The 5,087-nt window shown below is 46.2% G+C and carries 9 protein-coding genes and 1 tRNA gene; 1 reads left to right on the plus strand and 9 read right to left on the minus strand.

What is annotated here, in order from left to right; translation table 11 throughout:
* The 8 genes from QZ147_RS08095 to QZ147_RS08130 form a co-directional block, all read right to left on the minus strand.
* Positions 1-424: hypothetical protein (locus tag QZ147_RS08095; RefSeq protein ID WP_295149119.1), on the minus strand; the 424-nt coding region annotated here is incomplete at its 3' end.
* 2 nt (positions 425-426) lie between these two features.
* The gene (locus tag QZ147_RS08100; RefSeq protein ID WP_295149122.1) at positions 427-816 is read right to left on the minus strand and encodes a phage tail terminator-like protein; all 390 of its coding nucleotides are present in this window, start codon (positions 814-816) and stop codon (positions 427-429) included.
* Positions 803-1,195, minus strand: a complete 393-nt coding sequence (locus tag QZ147_RS08105; RefSeq protein ID WP_295149125.1) for a hypothetical protein — start codon at positions 1,193-1,195, stop codon at positions 803-805. Before QZ147_RS08105 ends, QZ147_RS08100 begins: the two co-directional genes overlap by 14 nt.
* Complete coding sequence (locus QZ147_RS08110) at positions 1,192-1,557, minus strand: hypothetical protein (RefSeq protein ID WP_295149127.1); 366 nt, start codon at positions 1,555-1,557, stop codon at positions 1,192-1,194. Before QZ147_RS08110 ends, QZ147_RS08105 begins: the two co-directional genes overlap by 4 nt.
* A complete protein-coding gene (locus QZ147_RS08115; protein WP_295149129.1) occupies positions 1,551-2,018 on the minus strand; it encodes a DnaT-like ssDNA-binding protein in 468 nt (155 codons plus the stop codon). Before QZ147_RS08115 ends, QZ147_RS08110 begins: the two co-directional genes overlap by 7 nt.
* The gene (locus QZ147_RS08120) at positions 2,018-2,215 is read right to left on the minus strand and encodes a hypothetical protein (protein ID WP_295149130.1); all 198 of its coding nucleotides are present in this window, start codon (positions 2,213-2,215) and stop codon (positions 2,018-2,020) included. The genes QZ147_RS08115 and QZ147_RS08120 overlap by 1 nt, the downstream gene beginning before the upstream one ends.
* A gap of 10 nt (positions 2,216-2,225) precedes the next feature.
* Entirely contained in the window at positions 2,226-3,197 is a 972-nt protein-coding gene (locus QZ147_RS08125) for a major capsid protein (RefSeq protein ID WP_295149132.1), read from the minus strand.
* A 4-nt stretch (positions 3,198-3,201) separates the two neighbouring features.
* A complete protein-coding gene (locus QZ147_RS08130) occupies positions 3,202-3,792 on the minus strand; it encodes a hypothetical protein (RefSeq protein WP_295149133.1) in 591 nt (196 codons plus the stop codon).
* A 108-nt stretch (positions 3,793-3,900) separates the two neighbouring features.
* On the opposite strand from QZ147_RS08130, the gene QZ147_RS08135 reads away from it, so the two are divergent.
* A tRNA-OTHER gene (locus QZ147_RS08135) sits at positions 3,901-3,974 on the plus strand.
* On the opposite strand, the gene QZ147_RS08140 is transcribed toward QZ147_RS08135, so the two are convergent.
* Positions 3,944-4,990: a minor capsid protein gene (locus QZ147_RS08140; protein WP_295149135.1), complete on the minus strand. Its 1,047-nt coding sequence runs from the start codon at positions 4,988-4,990 to the stop codon at positions 3,944-3,946. The two genes, QZ147_RS08135 and QZ147_RS08140, sit on opposite strands and share 31 nt — an antisense overlap.
* Positions 4,991-5,087: the final 97 nt, after the last annotated feature.

Consider the following 5,087-nt stretch of genomic DNA (forward strand, 5'->3'; position numbering starts at 1 on the left):
TTGCGGCTATCGTAGCGCCGGTTTTTACGTTGATAAATTCGCCCGTAATATAAGTCGGATTTTTGTTTGTTCCAGTCGCAGGTTCATCGCTACCTACTATGATAAATTGCTTTCGTAGCTTCTTGTTAAACATCTCGGTAAGCTCTTTTACGCCGTTATCTTGCCCAGCCGCATAAAATAGTTTTAGCTCGGTCTCGCTGTAGCTTACCGCGCCCTGAGACACCGCTACCGCGTCCTCGTCTATACATTGGTATTCGTTCGTAGTACGCGTTTTAGTAAACTCGCCTATCTCCTCTATAAACGCCACGCGCTTTGCCGACGTTAGCGCAGTTTTTATCTTTGCCGCGTCGCCCAAATCCACGCCCATGTTACAAATATAAAATTTTGTATTTTGGCTATCGGTTACTTTTAGCTCTGCCGCCATTTTCACTCCTTATAAGATTTAAAATAAATAGAAACGGCCACGCCGTAGCGATCGCCGTCAACGCCCAAAATATTAACGCTCGTCGGAGCGGTAATAAAAACCTCATTTTCTAACTTTATGCCTACTTTAAAAGCTTTTTCGTAAAGCTTCGCGCGCTCTAAAACGTCTTTAACGCCTTTACCCGCGGGATAACGCAAGGTGATTTGAAACACGCCGGCAATTTCCGCAATACTATCATCAATTGCAGCGATGCTTGGTTTGGCGGGTAAAAAATGTAGTTGTTGATAAGGCTCGCCCGCCCTAGGCTTAAACGGCGTGTTTTCAAAAGCCGTATCAATGGCGGGAGTAACAGCTAAAACCGCTTTTTCTAAAGCCTGCCTAATTCGTAGCATTAGCCGCCCTTTTTACGATTTGTTTCCAACGGATAGCATTGCGCCTTACCATACCTTGCGGGGCCTTTACCTTACTCCACCCCTCAAATTCTATACGAAAAGCATAGGGTAGGTTATTTGTAAAATAAAAGGTTTTATCTAGCGTTAGCTCGCTATTTGCAAAGCTTTCCGCACGATCTCCGGCTTCGTTTGCGGTCGCTTCTGCCGTTTGTTCGCTAGCCGCGCCCACGCTAGGAAACCAATTATTTTTAAGCCTGCCCGTATCTACCGGAGTATCGCTGATGATGTCCGAGGTTAGGTCTATGATTGATTTTTTAAAGATTTTTAGCGCTTTTTCTTGCGCCTTTGCACTAAAATTCTCTATCTGTCTATCAATCATTTTGCAACTCCGATTAGTTGATGTAGCGCCACGTCCTCGCCGCCCCATACCGCGTCGTTGTATTTGATAGTATAGGCACAGTGAGGAAACTCTATCACGTCGTTATTTTGCGGCATAAAAGGCAAAGATTTAGAGGCTATCAAAATCACGTTATCGCCCTCGTTTAACAAGTTTTTTTCTATTAAATTTGAGTAGCTTTTCGCGCTATCGATATACGCCTTTACTTTGTATTCGCTTATATGTTCGGTCATTCCGCCCGTTTCGGGGTCGTAAATTTGCCCGCTTTTGCGCTTATACGTGCCTACTTTGCCGAATTTTTCAAGCAATTTAAACGCCGTATTTTTTGCCTTTTCGTTTAGCATCGCTCTAGCCTCATTACCATTGTGCTTGCAGATTTTAAAAACGGCTTTAAAAGGCTAGCTACGTAAGCGTATTTGGTGGCAGGGTCTGTATTTTGTGCGTATTCCACCTCGATGCTACCTACTTTTTCTTTGGTGGTTAGTCGCTCAATGTCGCTCATTAACTCGCCCGCGTTTGCCCTTATAGCCAGCTCGCACACGGCGGATTTAAATTTAGCGGGCATACCAAACGGCGAGCGAGGGAAGCTCAAAGTCTGATCCGCTTTTAGCTTCTCGCCTTGCCATTTGTCGAAATATACCGCCTCTAAATAATCCGTCGCCTTGATAATAGTCGCCTCTTTGACTGCATTATCTAACCCTGCCCACGTTTGATTGCCGCGTGCCGAAAAATACTCATCGGCAAACTCTACCGAAACGTAAGCGTTAGCATTAGATAGTCCCGTGCCGTTCTCGACGATTAGCATTATTCGCCCTTGTCGTCTTTCTTTGTCTTTTTCGGCTTCGCTTCGTCGCCTTTTAGCGTCAGCTCGGGCGGATCTTTTACCCCGTCGCCCGCATCAAATTTAGCGTCTATGATTGTTAGCCCTCGCTCTTTGGCTAGGGCTTTAACATCCTCGTTATACTGAAACGTCGGGAATTCTACATACCAAATTTTAGACATTTTTCACCTCCTAATTCTTAGCCGCGTCGCCTATTAGTAGCACGCCCGCGGTATCTTTATCGCTAGCCGCGATCTTATCCCAGTTCGTGCCGGTGCCTAGTTTTGCGTTATCCGGGCTTTTGCCGCCGTTTGCCGTGTCCCAAGAATAGCCTTTGAGCGATAGCCCAAATGTATAATCAGCCTGATAGGTCGTTTCTATGCGCTCTTTGCCGTTGTTGGTCTGAATATTCGTGATTAGATCGCCCGCGTCGCTTACTATCGCGGCTCCGGTAGTTAGGCTTAAAACATAGTCTTTATTCGGTGTTCCCGCTTTATACAGAGCCGGCGCATCCGTTACTACTACGCGGCGACCCAAAATCTCAACAACGAGCACGTTTTCAGCCTTAAATAGCTGTGCGGCGTTTGCTAAATTTTGCCCGATTAGCTTATGAAATACCGCGCCTCTCATTATATTAGCCGTTATGGCCGCGCTTCTATCGCCGAATTTAGCATACGCGTTGTTTAGGTTGGCTTGGTTTATGCCGCCGCTCGCGCTTACGTCGTTTACTACGCCGGCGTTATTGCCGATAGCCCCTACGAGCGCGGAGATAGCCGTATTTAGCATATCGCTTATCATCGCCTCGCTCATATTTCTTGAAATCACTTCAAGAGCTACGGACGGGTCTTTTTTTATCCACGTTAGCTGCCCCGGCTCAAACACTACCGGGCCAAATCCCCCCGCTACTTTAACGGCGTTATCTTGCTCTTGTCTTAGGGTCGTAGCCGTAGCCGCCGCGTTTGCCGCGTATCTATCTACCCTGCGCTGTGCGGAGTGGATGCCTCTAAAAAAGCTCTCTTGCATAAAATCGCCGTCTATGCCCTGCGCGTTTAGAATTATCGTGCCGCCGCTAGCCGCGTTAAATTTCTCGATGTCTTGACTTAGCGTCTCGATCGTAGTGCCTGCTAGGTATTCGGAAAATACCTTCATGTCGCTTAGTGCCATATTTTCATTCCTTTAAATTAAATTTCTCTTTTATCGCGACTATTCGCTCCTCGCGAGTGCCGCCCCATTTAGCGCCGATATTTACGTTACCGCCGCCTCCGCTAGCTCCTCCGCCTTGACCCTGAGGCGCGGCTATAAAAGCTTTACCGTCTTTTTGCGCCCATTCGCTCACGAATTCGCTTATAGGCTTATCCGCGATATACGCTTTTAGCTCGCCCTTGTCGTCTTTTAGGCTGGCATTACCGCGCAAAAGAGCTTTGGCCGCTTCTAAAAACTCCGCCTTTACGCCCGCTTTTGCGAGATTATCGCTTAGCCCTGCGTCGATTAGATACTTATTTAGCGAGCCGTTAGCGTTGGCTAGATCGGCGTTTAGCTTTTTCGTATCGGTATCGTATTTTTTAGCGAGCTTGTCGTTCTCTGCTTTTAGTTCGTCGTATTTAGCTTCAAGCTCGGCGTATTTCTCAGCTTCCACCGCGTCGCTATTTTTAGCTTTTAACTTTTTTACCTCGCCTAAAAGCTCCTTATTTTTAGCGTTCATCGCTTCTTTTTCGGCTTGCAAATCACTGACTTGCTTTTTTAGCTCCTCAATATCCATTTCGTCCTCCACGAGAGTTAAATTTAAGGCACGGCCTTTGATAGAATAGTAACTTAAATTTTAAATGGGGTTGGTTTGGTAAAAATATGGTATAATAAGAGTATCAAAGCGATAATGCCTCAGTGGGTCAGAGGAGGAGGCGCAAGCCTCGTTATGATTGGGTTCGACTCCCTTTTATCGCTTTGTATCTTTTTATCGTCTGCGTTTTTGTTTTTCCATAAGTTTGCAATATGCCCTTTTTAGTAAAATACGCATAACACAACTCGTTATCGCTTTCCCAAAAGAAATTTATCGTATCATTGCCCATTTCGTCCTTGCCGTAATATAAATTATCCTCGGTCAAATTTAACGGCATATCAAAAAACTGCTGGGCGCTTAACGCATTGCCGTCTTTTATCTTTTTTAGCCTCATTCCGTGTAGTAGCTCTCTTTGTGTTGCTACCTTGAGTTTCCCGTCTGTTTCTATGCCTTGCGCCTTTAGTTTGCTTATCGTTCTCGGGCTTAGCGTGGCTAGGGTTAGCGGCTCTTTTAACGGCGGTCTGTACCCGGCTTTCGTAAAATCTACATCCGCAAACATAGATTTTAATTTATTGCTCGCTCTAATCCTAGCGCCTAAACTGCTTAAATCGCTTAAATTTACACTCCGTCCCTGCTGCGTTATTAAATCGCGCATAGTGATCTTGCCTTGCATAAATAGCTCGGCTCTGCCTTTGCCTAGCGTCTTTTCTATCACTTCGGGGCTTTGGGTTTTTAACCAATCGTCAAACGTCATATCCTGCGGCACGTAGCCGTTCATGCTTGACCTTGTGCGACCGCTTGCTTCGCCCATTCCCTCGACGCCTAGTTCATCCCAACTTTTAGTTACGGGTATTATGGTGCTACGGCAATTAAAATGAGTATTTACGCGCGGTTTGCGAAACGGGAAGTCGTGCCCGATAGGCTTGTAGTCTTTATCCCAGATTAGCCCGTCGTAGGCTCTGCATAGTTCTGACGTGCGAGTATCTAGCGTGGCTTGATATTTGTAACATTTTATGACGTCGTCGTTTGCCTCAAAAAAGGCTTGACGGATCTCGCTTACTATTGCGCCCGCTCCGGTTAATGCTATCGACGTCGCGTCGCGTTTATTTTTTTGTAAAGCCTGCGCTATCCTTTGGGCTAACATCGGCGTAGTTTCGCCTAGGCTCACGCCTATTTTCAGCTCGCGCTCTAATCGCTTTTTCTGATCGGCGTTTAAGCCGTTATTCCAAGCTTTAACGCTAGCGCAAAACGAGCAAGACCATCTACTAGACTACAAC

The organism is uncultured Campylobacter sp. (assembly GCF_905371695.1).
GTDB lineage: Bacteria > Campylobacterota > Campylobacteria > Campylobacterales > Campylobacteraceae > Campylobacter_A.

Excerpts from the sequence above, each read along its gene's own strand:
- QZ147_RS08115 (WP_295149129.1), bottom strand. The coding sequence starts at position 2,018 with ATGCTAATCGTCGAGAACGGCACGGGACTATCTAATGCTAACGCTTAC.
- QZ147_RS08110 (WP_295149127.1), bottom strand. The coding sequence starts at position 1,557 with ATGCTAAACGAAAAGGCAAAAAATACGGCGTTTAAATTGCTTGAAAAA.
- QZ147_RS08130 (WP_295149133.1), bottom strand. The coding sequence starts at position 3,792 with ATGGATATTGAGGAGCTAAAAAAGCAAGTCAGTGATTTGCAAGCCGAA.
- QZ147_RS08100 (WP_295149122.1), bottom strand. The coding sequence starts at position 816 with ATGCTACGAATTAGGCAGGCTTTAGAAAAAGCGGTTTTAGCTGTTACT.
- QZ147_RS08105 (WP_295149125.1), bottom strand. The coding sequence starts at position 1,195 with ATGATTGATAGACAGATAGAGAATTTTAGTGCAAAGGCGCAAGAAAAA.
- QZ147_RS08125 (WP_295149132.1), bottom strand. The coding sequence starts at position 3,197 with ATGGCACTAAGCGACATGAAGGTATTTTCCGAATACCTAGCAGGCACT.
- QZ147_RS08120 (WP_295149130.1), bottom strand. The coding sequence starts at position 2,215 with ATGTCTAAAATTTGGTATGTAGAATTCCCGACGTTTCAGTATAACGAG.